The sequence below is a fragment of the Occultella glacieicola genome (assembly GCF_004353825.1).
In the GTDB taxonomy this organism is placed as follows: Bacteria; Actinomycetota; Actinomycetes; order Actinomycetales; family Beutenbergiaceae; genus Occultella; species Occultella glacieicola.
In genome coordinates this window covers 56,290-72,030 of sequence record NZ_SMNA01000010.1, presented here as the reverse complement: position 1 = coordinate 72,030, position 15,741 = coordinate 56,290, and the positions used below count along the sequence as shown (strand labels likewise).

Annotated in this window: 13 protein-coding genes; 5 read left to right on the top strand and 8 right to left on the bottom strand. The window is 72.1% G+C overall.

Annotated elements, in window-relative coordinates:
• Positions 1-5 precede the first annotated feature (5 nt).
• From EXU48_RS18795 to EXU48_RS18775, 5 genes are read left to right on the top strand one after another with little or no spacing between them, the layout of a single operon-like run.
• Positions 6-986, top strand: a complete 981-nt coding sequence (locus EXU48_RS18795) for a metal ABC transporter substrate-binding protein (protein ID WP_235857137.1) — start codon at positions 6-8, stop codon at positions 984-986.
• Positions 983-1,768, top strand: coding sequence for a metal ABC transporter ATP-binding protein (locus EXU48_RS18790; protein ID WP_133109231.1), 786 nt, complete (start codon positions 983-985; stop codon positions 1,766-1,768). The genes EXU48_RS18795 and EXU48_RS18790 overlap by 4 nt, the downstream gene beginning before the upstream one ends.
• Positions 1,765-2,691, top strand: a complete 927-nt coding sequence (locus tag EXU48_RS18785; protein ID WP_133109230.1) for a metal ABC transporter permease — start codon at positions 1,765-1,767, stop codon at positions 2,689-2,691. Before EXU48_RS18790 ends, EXU48_RS18785 begins: the two co-directional genes overlap by 4 nt.
• A gap of 2 nt (positions 2,692-2,693) precedes the next feature.
• Positions 2,694-3,095, top strand: coding sequence for a Fur family transcriptional regulator (locus tag EXU48_RS18780; protein ID WP_133109229.1), 402 nt, complete (start codon positions 2,694-2,696; stop codon positions 3,093-3,095).
• Positions 3,088-3,738 carry a DedA family protein gene (locus EXU48_RS18775; RefSeq protein ID WP_133109228.1) on the top strand — a complete coding sequence of 217 codons (651 nt, stop codon included), beginning with the start codon at positions 3,088-3,090 and terminating at the stop codon, positions 3,736-3,738. The genes EXU48_RS18780 and EXU48_RS18775 overlap by 8 nt, the downstream gene beginning before the upstream one ends.
• A gap of 160 nt (positions 3,739-3,898) precedes the next feature.
• On the opposite strand, the gene EXU48_RS18770 is transcribed toward EXU48_RS18775, so the two are convergent.
• The 8 genes from EXU48_RS18770 to EXU48_RS18735 all read right to left on the bottom strand — a co-directional run bounded on the left by EXU48_RS18770 (position 3,899) and on the right by EXU48_RS18735 (position 15,710).
• Complete coding sequence (locus EXU48_RS18770; protein ID WP_133109227.1) at positions 3,899-4,702, bottom strand: isoprenyl transferase; 804 nt, start codon at positions 4,700-4,702, stop codon at positions 3,899-3,901.
• Positions 4,699-5,430: a DNA repair protein RecO gene (recO, locus tag EXU48_RS18765; protein ID WP_235857136.1), complete on the bottom strand. Its 732-nt coding sequence runs from the start codon at positions 5,428-5,430 to the stop codon at positions 4,699-4,701. Before recO ends, EXU48_RS18770 begins: the two co-directional genes overlap by 4 nt.
• A gap of 887 nt (positions 5,431-6,317) precedes the next feature.
• On the bottom strand, positions 6,318-8,057 hold the full coding sequence (gene leuA / locus EXU48_RS18760; protein WP_235857135.1) for a 2-isopropylmalate synthase: 1,740 nt from the start codon (positions 8,055-8,057) through the stop codon (positions 6,318-6,320).
• A 156-nt stretch (positions 8,058-8,213) separates the two neighbouring features.
• Positions 8,214-9,878 carry an FHA domain-containing protein gene (locus tag EXU48_RS18755; RefSeq protein WP_133109225.1) on the bottom strand — a complete coding sequence of 555 codons (1,665 nt, stop codon included), beginning with the start codon at positions 9,876-9,878 and terminating at the stop codon, positions 8,214-8,216.
• A complete protein-coding gene (locus tag EXU48_RS18750) occupies positions 9,824-11,140 on the bottom strand; it encodes a lactate racemase domain-containing protein (protein WP_133109224.1) in 1,317 nt (438 codons plus the stop codon). Before EXU48_RS18750 ends, EXU48_RS18755 begins: the two co-directional genes overlap by 55 nt.
• A 46-nt stretch (positions 11,141-11,186) precedes the next feature.
• Positions 11,187-13,457, bottom strand: coding sequence for a transglutaminase family protein (locus tag EXU48_RS18745; protein WP_133109223.1), 2,271 nt, complete (start codon positions 13,455-13,457; stop codon positions 11,187-11,189).
• Positions 13,454-14,710: a DUF58 domain-containing protein gene (locus EXU48_RS18740; RefSeq protein WP_133109222.1), complete on the bottom strand. Its 1,257-nt coding sequence runs from the start codon at positions 14,708-14,710 to the stop codon at positions 13,454-13,456. Before EXU48_RS18740 ends, EXU48_RS18745 begins: the two co-directional genes overlap by 4 nt.
• A 1-nt stretch (position 14,711) precedes the next feature.
• Positions 14,712-15,710 (bottom strand): AAA family ATPase, encoded by a 999-nt coding sequence (locus EXU48_RS18735; protein WP_133109221.1) that lies wholly within the window; start codon positions 15,708-15,710, stop codon positions 14,712-14,714.
• Between the last annotated feature and the right edge of the window lie 31 nt (positions 15,711-15,741).

The following is a 15,741-nucleotide window of genomic DNA, read 5'->3' as shown; positions in this document are numbered from 1 at the left end:
TTCCCATGCACATCGCTCGCCGAGCCCTCGCCCTGCCCGCCCTGACCGCCGTGACCGCCCTGGTGCTGGCCGGCTGTGGCGGAGCATCGGACAGCGGGACAGGCGGCCCGGCGGGCGTGCCGACGGTGCTGACCACGTTCTACCCGCTGCAGTTCGTGGCCGAGCAGGTCGGCGGTGACCTGGTCGAGGTCTCGAACCTGACGCCGGCCGGCGCGGAGCCGCACGACCTGGAGCTCTCCCCCGTCGACGTGCTCAGCCTGGAGGACGCGGATGTCGTGGTGTACCTGTCCGGGTTCCAGCCCGCGGTCGACGACGCCCTGGCCGAGACGGACGGCCCGTCGCTCCTGGACGCGGCCGATACGGCCGACCTGGTGATCCACGGGAGCGAGGAGTCCGAGCACGCGGAGGAGCACGACGACGAGCACGCGGAGGAGCACGGGGCCGATGACGGGCACGACCACTCCCTCGAGGGCGAGGACCCTCACTTCTGGCTCGACCCGACCCGGCTCGCGGCCGTCACCGACGCCGTCGCGGACGCCTTCGCCGAGGCCGACCCGGACAACGCCGAGACCTACTCCGCGAACGCGCAGGCGCTCACCGCGGAGCTGACCGGCCTCGACGAGGAGTACACCGCCGCGCTGGGCACTTGCGAGCGCGACGTCATCGTGGTCTCGCACGCCGCGTTCGGCTACCTCACCGACCGGTACGGCCTGACCCAGGTGGGCATCTCCGGCCTGGACCCCGAGAGCGAGCCCGCACCGGCCCGACTCACCGAGATCGGTCACATCGTCGAGGACGCGGGCGTGACCACCATCTTCACCGAGACCCTGGTCAGCCCGAAGGTCGCGGAGGTCCTCGCCGAGGATCTCGGCATCGACGTCGGCGTCCTCGACCCCATCGAAGGGCTGACCGATCCCGAACAGGACTATCTTTCGGTGATGCGAACCAACCTGGACGAACTGACGGGGGCGCTCGGCTGCGCATGAGCGACCTCATCTCGGTGACGGACCTGCGGGTCGACCTGGGCTCCGCGACGATCCTGCGCGGCATCAACCTGACCGTCGGTGAGGGCGAGGTCGTCGCCCTCCTCGGCGCGAACGGCTCCGGCAAGTCGACGCTGATGCGCTCCCTGCTCGGCCTGGTCCCGATCACCGGCGGCGACGCCCGCCTGTTCGGGACCTCCGTGCGCACCCAACGGCGGCAGATCCCCTGGCCGCGGATCGGCTACGTGCCGCAACGCGCCGCCGTCGGCTCCGGTATCCCCGCCACCGCCCTGGAGGTGGTCCTGACCGGGTTGCTCAACGACCGGCGTTGGCACGTCCCCCGGGGCGGGCGCGCCCGGGGCCTGGCCGCACTCGAGTCCGTCGACCTCGGCGATCGCGCGAACAGCCCTCTGCACCAGCTCTCCGGCGGGCAGCAGCAGCGGGTGGCGATCGCCCGCGCCCTCGTGCGCCGCCCGGATCTGCTGCTCCTCGACGAGCCGATGGCCGGGGTGGACCGCCCCACCCAGCAGACCTTCGCCAGGCTCCTGGCCACCCTCCAGTCCGAGGGCATCACCGTGGGCATCGTGCTTCACGAGCTCGGCCCGATCCGTCCGCTCATCCAGCGGTGCGTCGTGCTGCGCCACGGCCAGGTCGCACACGACGGCGGCATCCCGGCGCCGGCGCCCGGCCACGGTGACGCGGACCACGAACACGTCCATCTCGACCACGGCCACCACGAGAGAGCCGACGTCCACGAGGCCGTCACCCCGAGGTCGCTGCCATGAACCTGCTCGACGAACTGATCGCCGTCATCTCCAGCCCGATGCTGCAGCGGTCCCTGCTCGCCGCCCTCGTGGTCGGCCTGGCCGCGCCGGTGATCGGCACGTACCTGGTGCAGCGGAGGCTGTCCCTGCTGGGCGACGGCGTCGGTCACGTCGCGCTCACGGGCGTCGCCATGGGCTGGCTCGTCGGTTCCTGGACCGGCGCCGAACCGAACGACGCCTACGCGGTGCTGGGCGCCGTCGTCGCGGCCGTCATCGGTGCCATCCTCATCGAGGTGGTCCGCTCCCGCGGGCGCACCAGCGGTGACGTCGCGCTCGCCCTGCTGTTCTACGGCGGCATCGCCGGCGGCGTCGTCATCATCAGCATCGCCGGCGGCACGAACGCGAACCTGACCGGCTACCTGTTCGGCTCCCTGGCGACCATCACCACCGGCGACCTGATCATGACCATCGTGATGGCCGCCGTCATCATGGCCGTCGGCATCGGGCTGCGGACCGCCCTGTTCGCGGTCTCCCAGGACGAGGAGTTCGCCCGGTCCACCGGCCTGCCCGTGCAGGTCCTGAACATCCTGATCGCCGTGGTCGCGGCGCTGACCGTGACGGTCTCGATGCGCGTGGTCGGGCTGCTGCTGGTGAGCGCGCTGATGATCGTGCCGGTCGCCATCGCCCAACTGGTCACGTCCTCGTTCCGGCGCACCATGTTCACGGCGATGGGAGTCGGGGCCGCGGTGTGCGTCATCGGCCTCGTGATCACGTTCTTCCAGCGGCTCGCGCCGGGAGCGACGATCGTTGTCCTGGCGATCTGCGTCTACGCTGTAGTAGCGGCCGTCCGTCCGCTGCTGAGCGCCGGGCGGGGGCGCGCCGCCGATCCTCATCCGGACATGGATGACGACGTCAACGTCAGCAAGGCCGGTGCTCGGGAGTGACGATGCAACGCATGACCCGCCAGCGCGCGGCCGTGGGCGAGCTCCTCGCCGACACCGACGACTTCCGCAGCGCGCAGCAGCTGCACGAGATGCTTCGCGAGGCCGGCCACTCGGTCGGACTGGCCACCGTCTACCGCACCATGCAGACCCTGGCCGAGAACGGCGACGTGGACGTGCTGCGCAATGCCGAGGGCGAGTCGCTGTACCGTCGTTGCCGCAAGCAGGTGCACCACCATCACCTGGTCTGCCGGGACTGCGGCCGGACCGTGGAGCTGGACGCCGCCATCGTTGAGCACTGGGCGGCCGAAGTCGGGCAGGCACACGGCTTCGTCGACGTCGAGCACACCGCCGAACTGTTCGGCACCTGCGCGCAGTGCGCGCGCCGTGGATCCCACGATGCCTGACTTCCTCGCCGAACTCCCGTTCTGGCTCACCATGACCCTCCTCAGTTGCGGCGCGATGCTGCGCGGGCAGGGCATGTACTGGGCGGGCCGGATCGTCACCGAGCAGGCGTTGCGGCGCACCCACCCCACGCAGGGCTGGGCACTGCGGGCGCACACCTGGCTGGAGGGTGGCGGCGCGGACGCCGGCATCCGCGCGATCCGCCGCTGGGGCCTGTTCGCGGTGCCCGTGTGCTACCTGACGGTCGGGTTCCAGTCGATGGTGCAGGCCGGCGCGGGCGTGCTCCGGATCACCTGGTGGAAGTACACGCTGGCGCAGATCCCCGGCGCCATCGCGTGGGGCGCGATCTACGCGACGATCGGATTCGCGGTCTGGGAGGCGGCCCTCGCCGCGGCCGCCGGCAGCCCACTCGGCCTCGCCGTGATCGGCGCCCTGGTGGTCGCGATCGTGGTCGGTGTGGTCGCGCTCGTGGTGCGACGGCGCCGCCGTGCGGGCGGCTCCGTGGTGCCGGCGGGGGCGCTGCCCGACGGCGGAGCCGACGACGGCGTGATCGACACCTTCGAGGAGGTGGTCGGGTCCGAGACGCAGCAGCCGGCTCGGCCGGCGGTGCCGGCCGAGGAGGGGTCCGGCGCCGAGCGTCGCTGACCCTCGGCCCCGGGCATCTGGCAACGCGGGCCGCGCCCGTCAGCGCGGGTGGCGCCCTTCAGTGCAGGCGCCGTCTGGAGCGCGGGCCCTGGCTGGCAGGACGCGGGCCATCTCCGGTGGCGCGGGCGCCGTCCGGCGGCGCGGCCCGGCGCGGTGCGCCTCAGGCCTTCGGCCCGCCGGCCTCCCCCGGCCGGTCGACCGCACCGCCGTAGCGCCGGTCCCGGCGTGCGTAGGTGACCACGGCGTCCCACAGGTCCCGGCGGTCACAGTCCGGCCAGGTCTTCTCGATGAAGACCATCTCGGCGTAGGCGGACTGCCAGATGAGAAAGTTCGAGGCGCGCTGCTCCCCGGAGGTGCGCAGGAACAGGTCCACGTCGGGTAGGTCCGGCTCGTCGAGGTGCCGGGCCACGGTGCGCTCGGTGATCTTCTCCGGGTCGAGCCGGCCGGCGGCGACCTCACGGCCGATCGCGCGCACGGCGTCGGTGATCTCGGCGCGGCCGCCGTAGTTCACGCACATGGTCAACGTGCAGGTGGAGTTCCCCGTGGTGAGCCGCTCGGCCTCCTCGAGTTCGTTGATCACCGAGCGCCACAGCCGCGGGCGCCGGCCCGCCCAGCGCACCCGCACCCCCCAGGAGTTCATCAGGTCCCGGCGCCGGCGCAGCACATCCCGGTTGAAGCCCATCAGGAAGCGGACCTCGGACGGCGACCGCTTCCAGTTCTCGGTGGAGAACGCGTACGCGCTGATGTGGGTGACGCCGATCTCGATCGCCCCGGCGACCATGTCCAGCAGCACGGCCTCACCCGCGGCGTGCCCCTCGTTGCGGGTCAGCCCGCGAGCGTTCGCCCACCGGCCGTTGCCGTCCATCACGATCGCCACGTGCTTGGGCACGAGGGCTGCGGGCACCTCCGGCGGGCGGGCACCGGTGGGGTGCGGCGGCGGGGCGACGGGCTCGGCGGCCCTCACGCCCGCTCCACGTGCCGCAGCGACTTCAACTGTCGCTCCAGGTGCCACTGGGTGTACGCCGCGACCAGTCCGGAGGCCTCCTTGCGGTGCCGCTCGTGGCTGATGTCCGCGTGCGGCCAGTCCCCCGCGAGCAGGGAGCCGAGCAGGCCCACCGTCTCCGGGGCGGGTGCCGCGGCACCGGGCGGTCGGCAGCTCGGGCACACGATCCCGCCCATCGGCGCCACGAAGGCCCGGTGCGGGCCGGGCGCGTCGCAGCGGGCGCACTCGGAGAACGTGGGCGCCCACCCGGCGATCGCAAGGGCGCGCAGCAGGTAGGAGTCGAGCACCAGGCTGGAGGCGTGCACCTTCTCGGCCAGGGACCGCAGTGCCCCGACCAGCAGCAGGTACTGCTGGGTGGCCGGCTCACGCTCGATCTCGGTGAGCCGCTCCGCGGTCTCGACCATCGCCGTCGCCGTGGTGAACAGGCCGTAGTCACCGCTGATCGCCCGGCCATGCGGGGCGAGCGTGTCCACCTGGGTGACGACGTCGAGGTTTCGCCCCGCGTAGAGCTGCAGGTCGATGACGCTGAACGGCTCCAGGCGAGCGCCGAACTTCGAGGAGGTGCGCCGAACCCCCTTCGCGACCGCGTGCACCTGCCCGTGCGCGCGGGTGAGCAGCGTGAGGATCCGGTCCGCCTCCCCGAGCTTGCGGGTACGCAGCACCACGGCCTCGTCCCGGTAGAGCTTCACCCGGACATTCTCCCCCATCGCACCGACATCGGGCCGACCCGACGCGCGCCCGGGGTGTGCGTCAGGTGTGTGGTGGTGCCATCAGATGACGCACACCCACCTCGACCCTGGCACGCCGCACCCCAGGCCCACCCTCCTCCTCGCTCGCCCCAGGGCCGCGACACCGTAACGGTGCGACAACGACGCGCCCGACACGTCGCGATCACACCACAAGGGACCCGAACGGGCGGGCACCGGCCGAGGGTGAAGCGGGGTGTGGCGCTGCGAGCGCGCACCACACCCCCTTATCGGGCCGAACGCACCCAGCGCCCACGACGGATCTGATCGTGCACAGCACACCGGAGACACTCGCTGACCCGCACCAACGCGCTGACACCACATCCACGACGCACACCCGCCGCCCGCGCGCCCGCCGGCAGCGCCGCCTCAGCATCCCTCCGGACGCGCGGACGACGGGCTCGATCACCGCGGCACCGCCGAGAGTGACGAAACGGCAACCACCATCGCACCCTCACCCAGGGCGAGGGCTGGGCGGGCTCGGCGACGGCATGGCGAGAGCGCCGCCCGGTGGCCGGATGGGCCGGGGCGGCGCTCTCACGCGGGTACCTCGCGTGCGGCGCGGGGGTGGTGGGTCGCGACGCGAGGGCCCGTACCGGTCGCCCGCCGTGGTGAGGCGGGCGCCGGCGGCTGGTGACGGCCGACCGACGGGGTGGACGGTCGGCACGTGGTCGAGGGGAACGGCGTCAGCCGACCGAGGTGGCCGTCGTCAGCCGACCGAGGGAAACGGCGTCAGCCGACCGAGGTGGCCGTCGCGCGGCGGCGGCCGAAGGGATCACCGCGTGCACCGTGCGGCGAAACCCTCCGTCCCCGGACCGGCAGCAAGCGGGTCAGCGCACGGCGCGGTTGACCGCCGAGATGATCGCCTTGAACGAGGCCGTGGTGATCGAGGGGTCGATGCCGACGCCCCAGATCACCTGGCCGTCCACCTCGCACTCGACGTAGGCGGCCGCGGCGGCGTCACCGCCGCCGGAGAGGGCGTGCTCGGCGTAGTCGAGCACCGAGACCGCCACGTCCCGCTGGGACAGGGCGCTCACGAACGCGTCGACCGGGCCGTTGCCCCGGGCCTGGACGGTGACGTCGTCGGTTCCGTCACGCAGGGTGGCGGTGAGCACGTCGTCGCTGCCGTCGCCGGCCGAGGAGACCTGGGTGGCGTGCAGCGCGAACCGGCCCCACGCCGTCAGGCCGTTGTCCTCGGTGGCGGGCAGATACTCGTCGGAGAAGATCTCCCAGAGCCGCTCGGCGCTCATCTCGCCGCCGTAGGCGTCGGTGTGCCGCTGCACGATCCGGGAGAACTCGATCTGGAGCCGACGCGGCAGGTCGAGGTTGCGCGAGCTCTGCAGCAGGTACGCCACGCCACCCTTGCCGGACTGGGAGTTCACCCGGATCACGGCCTCGTAGCTGCGGCCGACGTCCTGGGGGTCCACGGGCAGGTACGGCACGGTCCAGACGACGTCCGCGTCGTCCCCGCCGGCCTGCTCGATCTCCTGTTCCCGGACCGCGAAGCCCTTCTTGATCGCGTCCTGGTGGGAGCCGGAGAACGCGGTGTAGACGAGGTCGCCGCCGTAGGGATGACGCGGGTGCACGTCCATCCGGGTGCAGTACTCGACCGTGCGGCGGATCTCGTCGATGTCGGAGAAGTCGATGCCCGGGTCCACGCCCTGGGAGTACAGGTTCAGGCCGAGGGTGACCAGATCCACGTTCCCGGTGCGCTCCCCCTGACCGAACAGGCAGCCCTCGATCCGGTCCGCACCGGCCATCACGGCCAGTTCGGCGGCCGCGACTGCGGTGCCCCGGTCGTTGTGCGGGTGCACGGACAGCGACACGTTCTCGCGGCGGCTCAGCTGCCGGCTCATCCACTCGATCTGGTCGGCGTACACGTTCGGGGTGGCACGCTCCACGGTGGCCGGCAGGTTCAGGATGATCTCCCGCCCCTCCTCCGGGCTCCAGACGTCCATGACCGCCTCGCACACCTCGAGGGCGTACTCGATCTCGGTGTCGATGAAGATCTCCGGCGAGTACTCGTACCCGAACTCGGTGCCCGGGTCGAGCAGCTTCTCCGCGTAGTCCATGACGTGCTGGGTGCCCGCGGTGGCGAGTTCCTTCGTGGCGTCCCTGTCGTTGCGGAACACGATGTCCCGGAACACCGGCGCGGTCGCGTTGTACAGGTGCACGGTGGCGTGGTGGGCGCCGATCACGGACTGCACGGTCCGCTCGATCAGTTCCTGGCGGGCCTGGGTCAGGACCGAGATCGTCACGTCCTCGGGGATCGCGTCATCCTCGATGATCGACCGGACGAAGTCGAAGTCCGTCTGCGACGCCGACGGGAACCCGACCTCGATCTCCTTGTAGCCCATCCGGACCAGGAGGTCGAACATCTTCCGCTTGCGCTCGGGGTCCATCGGCTCGATGAGGGCCTGGTTGCCGTCGCGCAGGTCGGTGGACAGCCACCGAGGGGCCACCTGGATCCGCTTACCCGGCCAGGTGCGGTCCGGCAGGTCCACGGCGTTCGTGTCGTGGAACGGGATGTACTTCGCTACGGGCATCCCGTAGGTGGTGCGCTTGCTCATGATCGTCCTTGTCGCTGGTTCGGCTGTGGGGGCCGGGCACCACAACTCCGCGACGAGGATCGGCCTAGAGGGCCTCGCCGCGGCACGGAAGGAGCAAGCGGACTGCGCGCATGTCTGGCAGTGTAACCCACCCCGCGGGCGCGGGAACCGGACGGCTCAGCCAGTGGCCTCGTCCAGCAGCACCGAGAGCACCACGTGCCCGAAGTGCACGGTGGCGCCGATGGCGACGGCGGTCTCCAGCCACGGCTCCAGTTCGGTCTCGTCCCCGCCGGGGCCCTTGAGGATGGTCCCGTTCGTGGACGCGCGGTCCGTCACCCAGACCTTGTTGCCCTCGATCCGCACCGACAGGTGGGTCTTCGAGACGGCGGGATCGTCCACCTCCAGCAGTCCCTCCACCTGCTCGCTCGTGCGTGCCTGCGGTGCCCGGCCGAGGAGCGTGGTCGCGTTCAGGGGCAGGTGCCGGCCGTCGGAGAGGAGCACCTGGATCTCCGGTGCCCGGACGGCGCGGGTCACGTCCTCCTTGGCCGGCGGGGGCAGGTTCCGGTGCACGAGGCGGGTGTGCTCGATGTCGTCGTCGCCGTCAAGGGCCGGTTCCGCTGGCGCTACGGCCGCCGACGGCGCAGGTCCGGCCGTCGCGGGATCGTGTCCGGTGGTCATGGGGTGCGCGGGCGGGGGCTGCGCCCACGGCTCGGCGTCCGACGGGCCGGGCTGTCCCGGCTGCGCCCACGGCTCGGCCGCGCCCTGATACCCACCCGGCTGGTCGGCCATGCCCGGCTGTGGCGGCTGCATCCACGGCTCGGCCGCGCTCTGATACCCGTCCGGCCCGTCGGGCACGCCCGGCTGCGGCGGCTGTGCCCACGGCTCGGCTGCGCCCTGATACCCGCCAGGCTGGTCGGGCATGCCCGGCTGCGGCGGCTGCGCCCATTGCTGGTCGGCGGGGTCCGACGGCCCCACGGGCTGGTCCGGCCCGGGCTGCCACTGGGGCGGGTCGGCCGACGCGCCCGCTCCGGCCGACGCGTACCCGCCGGGACCGTACTGACTCGCACCGGGCGCGTACTGGCCGGCCCCGGGCGCGTACTGGCTCGCGCCGGGCTCGTACTGGCTGCCCGCCGCGGCGCCGCGGGGCGACGTGGTCCCCGGTCCGCTGGGCGCCCGCTGTCCGAGCAGCACGGCCAGCACCGAGCCGAGCAACCCGAGCCCGGCGATGATCCCGGTCGCGATGATGGCCACGGCCCCGAACGCAGGCAGGGCGGTCTCCGGGTCCAGCTGGCGGACGATCAGCACGGTCGCGCCGGCGAGCGCAGCCACGGCCCCGACCACCCGGACCACGAACGCGGGCGTGAACAGGGTCCCGGTCGTGACCACGCGGTCCTGGGGCCGGATCCGCCCCCAGGCGGACATGGCCGCGACCAGACGCGCGCCGGTGAACAGCACGTAGCCCCCCAAGGCCACGGCGGCCACGACGAGCACGAGACCGGCGATCCGGGAGATCAGCCCGGTCACGTCCATCGCGTCGTGGCCCTGGATCAGGAGGAAGCCACCGCCGGCCCCGAGGAGCACCGCGGCGGCGGCGGCGATGGTGCGGGGCCAGCCGCAGTAGACCCGGACGAGCGCGCCGAGGGCGTCCCGCCGGATCCGCTGCAGCGTCCAGGTGTCCGGCCACAGACTCCGGTCCGCGGGCGCGGCGAGGTACTCGGCCGCGCCTGCGGTCAGGCTGAAACGGGCGCGCTGGTGAGCGGGTGCGGGATGCAGGGTCGGTCCGCCGTTCAGGAGTGCTGCTCGTGTTCGGCGCGCTGGGACAGCTTCTCCCGCGTGGCCCACAGGCCGGCCGACGGTGTGGAGATGTAGAAGACCCGTTCACCGTCGGGCATCGTGTTCCAGCCGTCCTTCATCACCGCCGGGTCGTACCGGGCCAGTGCCTCGGACAGGTCGAGGTAGCCGTACCCGACCGACTCGATCTCCTCCTTGGTCAGGTGCCCGGGCGCGTACGTGATCCGGAACCGACCCTCGGACGAGCCGTGCACCAGGTGCGCCGTGCCGTGCGGGATGTCCTGCATGTCCGCCTCGGTCTTGTACAGCTCCAGCACCTCGTCCTTGCTGAGGTAGCCGTACTTGCGGATCAGCGCGTCCACCTCGGGCTGCTCGCCGAACCGCTCCACACCGGGCGCGATGACCAGCAGTTCGCCGCCGTCGGCCATCGCCATCCGGGTGCGGTACACCGCCTTGTTCGCGACCCAGGTGGCCCGGAACTCGTCCTCCTGCATGACGGCCACGATCTTGTCCACGGGCTCGTCGAACTGGGTGATGTTCTGGCTCAGGCTGGACCGGGCGGCGGCGACGTAGGTCTCCACGTCGTCGCCGACGAACACGCCGGAGTGCGCCAGAGCGCCGCTGGAGTCGTAGTCCATGACGACCTGCAGGTAGACGTCGGGCAGGTGGCCGAGGAAGTTTTCCTCCGCGTAGTTGAAGCAGGCCCGCACCGGCGTGAGCAGGTTGCCGAGGTTGTTCTCGATCCCGTACACCGCCGAGGCCATGTGGGAGGCCCCGAGGGTGCGCTTGCCCCCGAGCCCGATGAAGTAGTTCTTGTTGTGGTTCGCGAACCCGAGCACCTCGTGCGGCACCACGTGCCCGATGTTGATGATCAGGTCCCACTGCTCGGTGACCGTCATCGTGTTCAGGTCCACCGGGATCTCCCAGTCCACGGCGCCGTGGGTGCGCTCGGCGACGAACTCCGCCGGCACCGTGCCGACGTTCGTGACGCCGTTCTTCCAGTCGTGGGCGTGGATGCGCTCCTCGGGGATGGACCCGAACATCCAGGTGTTGTCCTGCGGTGTGTGCGGCACGTGCTGGCCGAGCGTGGGGATCACGTGGACCTCGGCGCCGGCCTCGTCGAGGCGGTGGTAGAGGTACTCGGTCATCCAGCCGACGCCGGCGTGGGCGCGGGTGATGTCCGGCGGCAGCAGCAGCACCCGCTGGTAGGACGTGATCTGCAACCGCGGCTTCGCCTCGTCCAGCAACCGGTCACACAGTGACTCGATCTCGGGCCGCGAGATCCACCGCTTCTCCTCCTGGAACCACACCATGGGCACACCATAGTCGGACGCGCGGTACCCGGTCTGACAGATCCGCCTATCGACGGCGCAGCGACCGGAGCGAGAACCTGGCCCGCAACCGGCGACGCCGGTTCACGCCGTGACGCAGGCGGTCCGTGGCGCCACGGACGTCCCGCCAGTACGCCACCGCCTCGTCCTCGCCGGCCAGATCCGGCGCGAACACGCTCGCGTCCGCGCGCCGGGCCAGGACCGCGGTGCCCGCTGCCGGGAACGCCTCGTCGAAGGCGCCGGCAGCCTCCCGCCGGGTGGCCCCCGGCCCGTGCGTGACCCCCAGGTCGACCGCCTGGTCCTCGACTTCGGACCAGCCCCCGGCGATGCGCTGCACGGGTACGCCGCGCACCCGGCGTCGCTTACGCCGTCGGGCCTTGATCGCCGCGATCACGATGAACGGGCTGAGCAGCAGCAGGATCGGCCCGCCCACGGCGGCGCCGATGAGCAGCCAGCGCACGAACGACTCCTCGTCCTTCGTCTGCTGGTCCTCGACGTCGGCGTCGTCGCGGTCCTGCGGGGGCACGTCCGGCGGCTCCTGCGGGGGCGGCGGCGGCTGGAGCACCTGCGGCTGGGGCCGGTCCACCGGGTCCGGGTCCTCGCTCTGCGGGATCTGGTCCTCGTCCGGGGTCGGGAAGAACGGCAGCCAGCCGACCCCGTCGAACGGCACCTCCACCCAGGCGGTCACGTTCTCGCCGGTGATCGCGACCGCGCCGGCGTCGGCACCGGTGGGCACCTCGAAGCCCATCACGACCCGGGCCGGGTAGCCGAGCTCGCGGACCATCAGGGCCATCACGGCGGCGTACTGCTCGGCGTCGCCCACCATCTGATCGCCCTCGAACATGCTCAGCAGCCGGGCGGCGCCGTGGCCGGGCCGGGACGGCACCTCACCGACGAGCCCGTGGGAGAAGAAGCCCTGCGTGCTGAGCGCGCTGGCGAGCGCCTCGACCTTGGCGTAGTCGGAGTTGGCGTCCGCGGCCCACTGCCCGGCGAGGGAGCCGACGATGTCCGGCACCGACCGCGGCGACGGCTGCGCGACCCGGGACGCCACGAGCTGGGTGACGTCGCTGGGAGCCTCGGCGGCCGGGGCCGAGACCAGCTCGTACCCGTCACCTTCGGCGAGCCCGCGGGTGACCAAGCCGGTGTCCGTGGTCGCGTTGTAGTAGAAGGAGTCGGTGAGGGCGTCGACGTCGCCCGTCGTGAAGTCCACGTCGAGGGTGTTGCCGACGTTCGGCAGCCACACCCCGCGGTATCCGTCGACGCTCACCGACGTGCTCACCGCGTTCTCCGGGACGTCGACGGCGATCCGCTCGCCGGTCCGCATGAAGGCGCCGGTGCCGGGGTTGTCGCCGCCGGCGACGTTCCAGACCGTGCCGTTGTAGGAGTCCAGCGCCGCGAGGCGGATCCGCTCGGTGCCGGCGGGCAGCCCGGTCACCGTGAACACCGTCTCCTCGGCCTGCTCGTCGACGTAGTTGCGGAACCCGGCCAGCGGGCTGGAGTAGTCCTGCGGGTCCGGCGGCGGGTCGACGAAGTCACGCAGCACCACGCGCGGGTTGTCCGGGGCCGCGAACACCGACGCGGTGGTGCCGCCGAGCGCGGCGAGGCCGAGCACGATCGAGGCGGCGAGGATGCGGTTCGGTTCCAGCCGGTCCGCCCGCCAGGCCACCCAGGTCAGCGAGATCAGCACCCCGGCGATGCCGAGCACCCCGGCCAGGACCGACAGCCGGGTCCCGAACAGGATCGAGGCGATCAGGACCAGGGCCGGCGGGATCAGGCTGAGCGTGAAGTGCTTGGCGCGCAGCGAGACCGTGACCGAGATCAGTGCGCCGAAGAAGGCCAGCAGGTAGGGCAGCAGGAGCAGTCCGCCCCCGGTGCCCAGCGGCGGGTCCAGCGTCAGCACGGACTTCCAGACGGTGACGACGCCCAGGCCCATCACCCGCCACGTGGTCGGGGTGGGCAGGATCCCGGCGATCGCGGTGGTCGGCGCGGCCAGGGCCCCGCACAGGAAGAACACGACGAGGGAGACGGCGAGCACGGTCAGGGTGCTCAGCCGGCGCATCGCGCCGAGGACGGCGATGCCGCCGCCGAGGAGCAGGCCGCCGATGATCGTGATGAACAGGTGCCGGGTCAGGTAGACCTGCTGCAGGGGTGCCAGCGCCATCGCGAGCAGCACCACCGGGACGACGGCGTTGACCACCCTGGCCCGGGTGAACCAGGTGAGCCACGTCGGGCGGGGGGCGCTCGGCGCGGGTTCGGGTGCGTCGACCACCGGGTCCACGGCCGCGACCGGGGCGCTCATCGTTCCAGCTTCCGGAAGCCGCGGGGCAGGTCCTCCAGCGCCCCCAGTTCGAGGACGGTGACCGAACCGAGCCGGTGCACCGACGGCTCCGCGCCGATCCGGGTCTGGATCGCCAGGGCGCGCACCCCGACCGGCAGCACCGCACCGGCGGCCCGGATGTCCCGGGCGCTCACGCTGGAGCCGCAGATCATCACGGCGACCGTCGCGCGGAGCACGTCCCTGGTGATCGTCCGGGCCATCTCCACCACCGTGGTGGGCGACTTCACGGTCTCGAGCCGGGTCAGCTCGTCCAGGAACGGCCGCGGCGCCGCGGTGCGGAGCACCTCGTGCGAGGACATCGCGGTGAGCTGCTTCTCGCTGTTGAGGGCCTGCAGGCCCAGGGATCCGACGGCGGAGATCGCCAGCTCGAACTCGTCCGGGTCCGCGTAGTCGCGGTCCTGGGCCGAGATCGCCAGGACCAGGTGGGAGCGGCGGGTCTCCTCGAACTGGCGCACCATGAGGGTGCCGGTGCGGGCCGAGGACCGCCAGTGCACGTAGCGGCGGTCGTCGCCGGGGACGTACTCGCGCAGGGCGTGGAAGGACAGGTCCGCGTTCGTGATCTCGCGGGTCTCCCGGCCCTCGAGGTCGTGCAGGAACCCCGCTGCCGACCCGCCCATCCGGATCGTGCGCGGGTGGACGTAGAGCTCCTCCGGGTCGGTCCACAGGACCGACCGGCGGATCAGCCCGAGCGGGTCGCCGCGCACCGAGGACACCGGGCCGACCACGATGACGCCGCGGCGGGTGGTCGGGATCGCGAACAGTTCGTCGTGCTCTCCCTCGGGGGGCAGCCCGGGCAGGGCGAAGCTCGCGCGGGTGCTGCCGACCGGCAGCTCGATACGTGCCGGGAGCACGGACGAGTGGGACGTGTTGCGGATATCGATGCCGCCCATGGCCCGCTCGCCGACGACCACGCGGCCCTCACGCAGCCGGAGGGTGATCGCGTACGGGTGCCGGCCGATCGCGAAGACGGCGGCCGCCAGCAGGGCGCAGACGAACCCGGCGCCGAGCACGATCAGCTCGATCCAATTCAGCCAGAATCCCGCGACCAGCGCGACCACGCCGACGGCCAGGACCACCCAGGCGGCCCGGGTGATCCAGGTGAGGACGCTCGTGGTCCGCCGCACCTGGGTTACCAGGCCCGCCACCACCCGGGTGACCGAGCTGGTGGTGTAGCCGACCGAGCGGGGAGTGCCCTCGGTGCCGAATCCGCTCACGTCAGGAGGTCACCGAGGCTCGTTGGGCCGGCGGCGCGACCTCGGCGAGGATCCGGGTGAGCGAGGTGCCGGCCTCGGCGCCCTCGAACTCCGCCTCGGCGTCCAGGACCAGCCGGTGCGCGAGCACGGGCTCCGCGAGGGCCTTGACGTCGTCCGGGATCACGTAGTGGCGGCCCTGCGAGGCTGCCCAGGTCTTCGCGGCCCGGACCAGCCCGAGCGCGCCACGCACGGACACCCCGAGCGCGATCTCGGGCGCCCGGCGGGTGGCCTCGGCGATCTGGGTGACGTAGGAGAGCACGGCCGGGTCGACGTACACGGTCGCGGCCAGGTCCGCCATGTCCACGACGGCCGAGCCGGTGATCACCGGGCTCAGCGTGGCGGAGCGGTCCCGGATGGCGCTGCCGGCCAGGATCGCGACGGTCGCGTCGGTGTCCGGGTAGCCGATCGAGGAGCGCATCAGGAACCGGTCCAGCTGCGCCTCGGGGAGCCGGTAGGTGCCGGCCTGCTCGATCGGGTTCTGGGTGGCCAGCACGATGAACGGGCGGCCCACCTCGTGCGGGATGCCGTCGATCGTGACGCGGCCCTCCTCCATGACCTCCAGGAGCGCCGACTGCGTCTTCGGGGAGGCCCGGTTGATCTCGTCCGCGAGGACCACGGACGCGAAGATCGGGCCCTTGTGGAACTGGAACTGGTGGGACTCCTGGTCGAAGATCGTCACGCCGGTGACGTCCGAGGGCAGCAGGTCCGGAGTGAACTGGATCCGGCTGTGGGTGGCCTGCACGGTGGCGGCCAGGGCGCGCGCGAGCGAGGTCTTCCCGGTGCCCGGGTAGTCCTCGAGGAGCAGGTGACCGTTGCTAAGCAGGCACGTGAACGCCAGGCGCACCACGTGCGGCTTGCCGAGCACCGCCTGGGAGACGTTGCCGACGAGCCGTTCGAAGGTGTCCGCGAACCACCCCGCCTGTTCGGCGGTCAGGGCGGCGCGGGTGTCAGTTGCGGTCATGTGTCCTTCTGTTCGTTCGATCGGGCGGAGC

Bases quoted from the DNA above. Each gene is read 5' to 3' on its own strand.
- EXU48_RS18795 (WP_235857137.1), top strand. From the start codon at position 6: ATGCACATCGCTCGCCGAGCCCTCGCCCTGCCCGCCCTGACCGCCGTG.
- EXU48_RS18790 (WP_133109231.1), top strand. From the start codon at position 983: ATGAGCGACCTCATCTCGGTGACGGACCTGCGGGTCGACCTGGGCTCC.
- EXU48_RS18785 (WP_133109230.1), top strand. From the start codon at position 1,765: ATGAACCTGCTCGACGAACTGATCGCCGTCATCTCCAGCCCGATGCTG.
- EXU48_RS18780 (WP_133109229.1), top strand. From the start codon at position 2,694: ATGCAACGCATGACCCGCCAGCGCGCGGCCGTGGGCGAGCTCCTCGCC.
- EXU48_RS18775 (WP_133109228.1), top strand. From the start codon at position 3,088: ATGCCTGACTTCCTCGCCGAACTCCCGTTCTGGCTCACCATGACCCTC.
- leuA (WP_235857135.1), bottom strand. From the start codon at position 8,057: ATGAGCAAGCGCACCACCTACGGGATGCCCGTAGCGAAGTACATCCCG.
- EXU48_RS18750 (WP_133109224.1), bottom strand. From the start codon at position 11,140: ATGGTGTGGTTCCAGGAGGAGAAGCGGTGGATCTCGCGGCCCGAGATC.
- EXU48_RS18745 (WP_133109223.1), bottom strand. From the start codon at position 13,457: ATGAGCGCCCCGGTCGCGGCCGTGGACCCGGTGGTCGACGCACCCGAA.
- EXU48_RS18735 (WP_133109221.1), bottom strand. From the start codon at position 15,710: ATGACCGCAACTGACACCCGCGCCGCCCTGACCGCCGAACAGGCGGGG.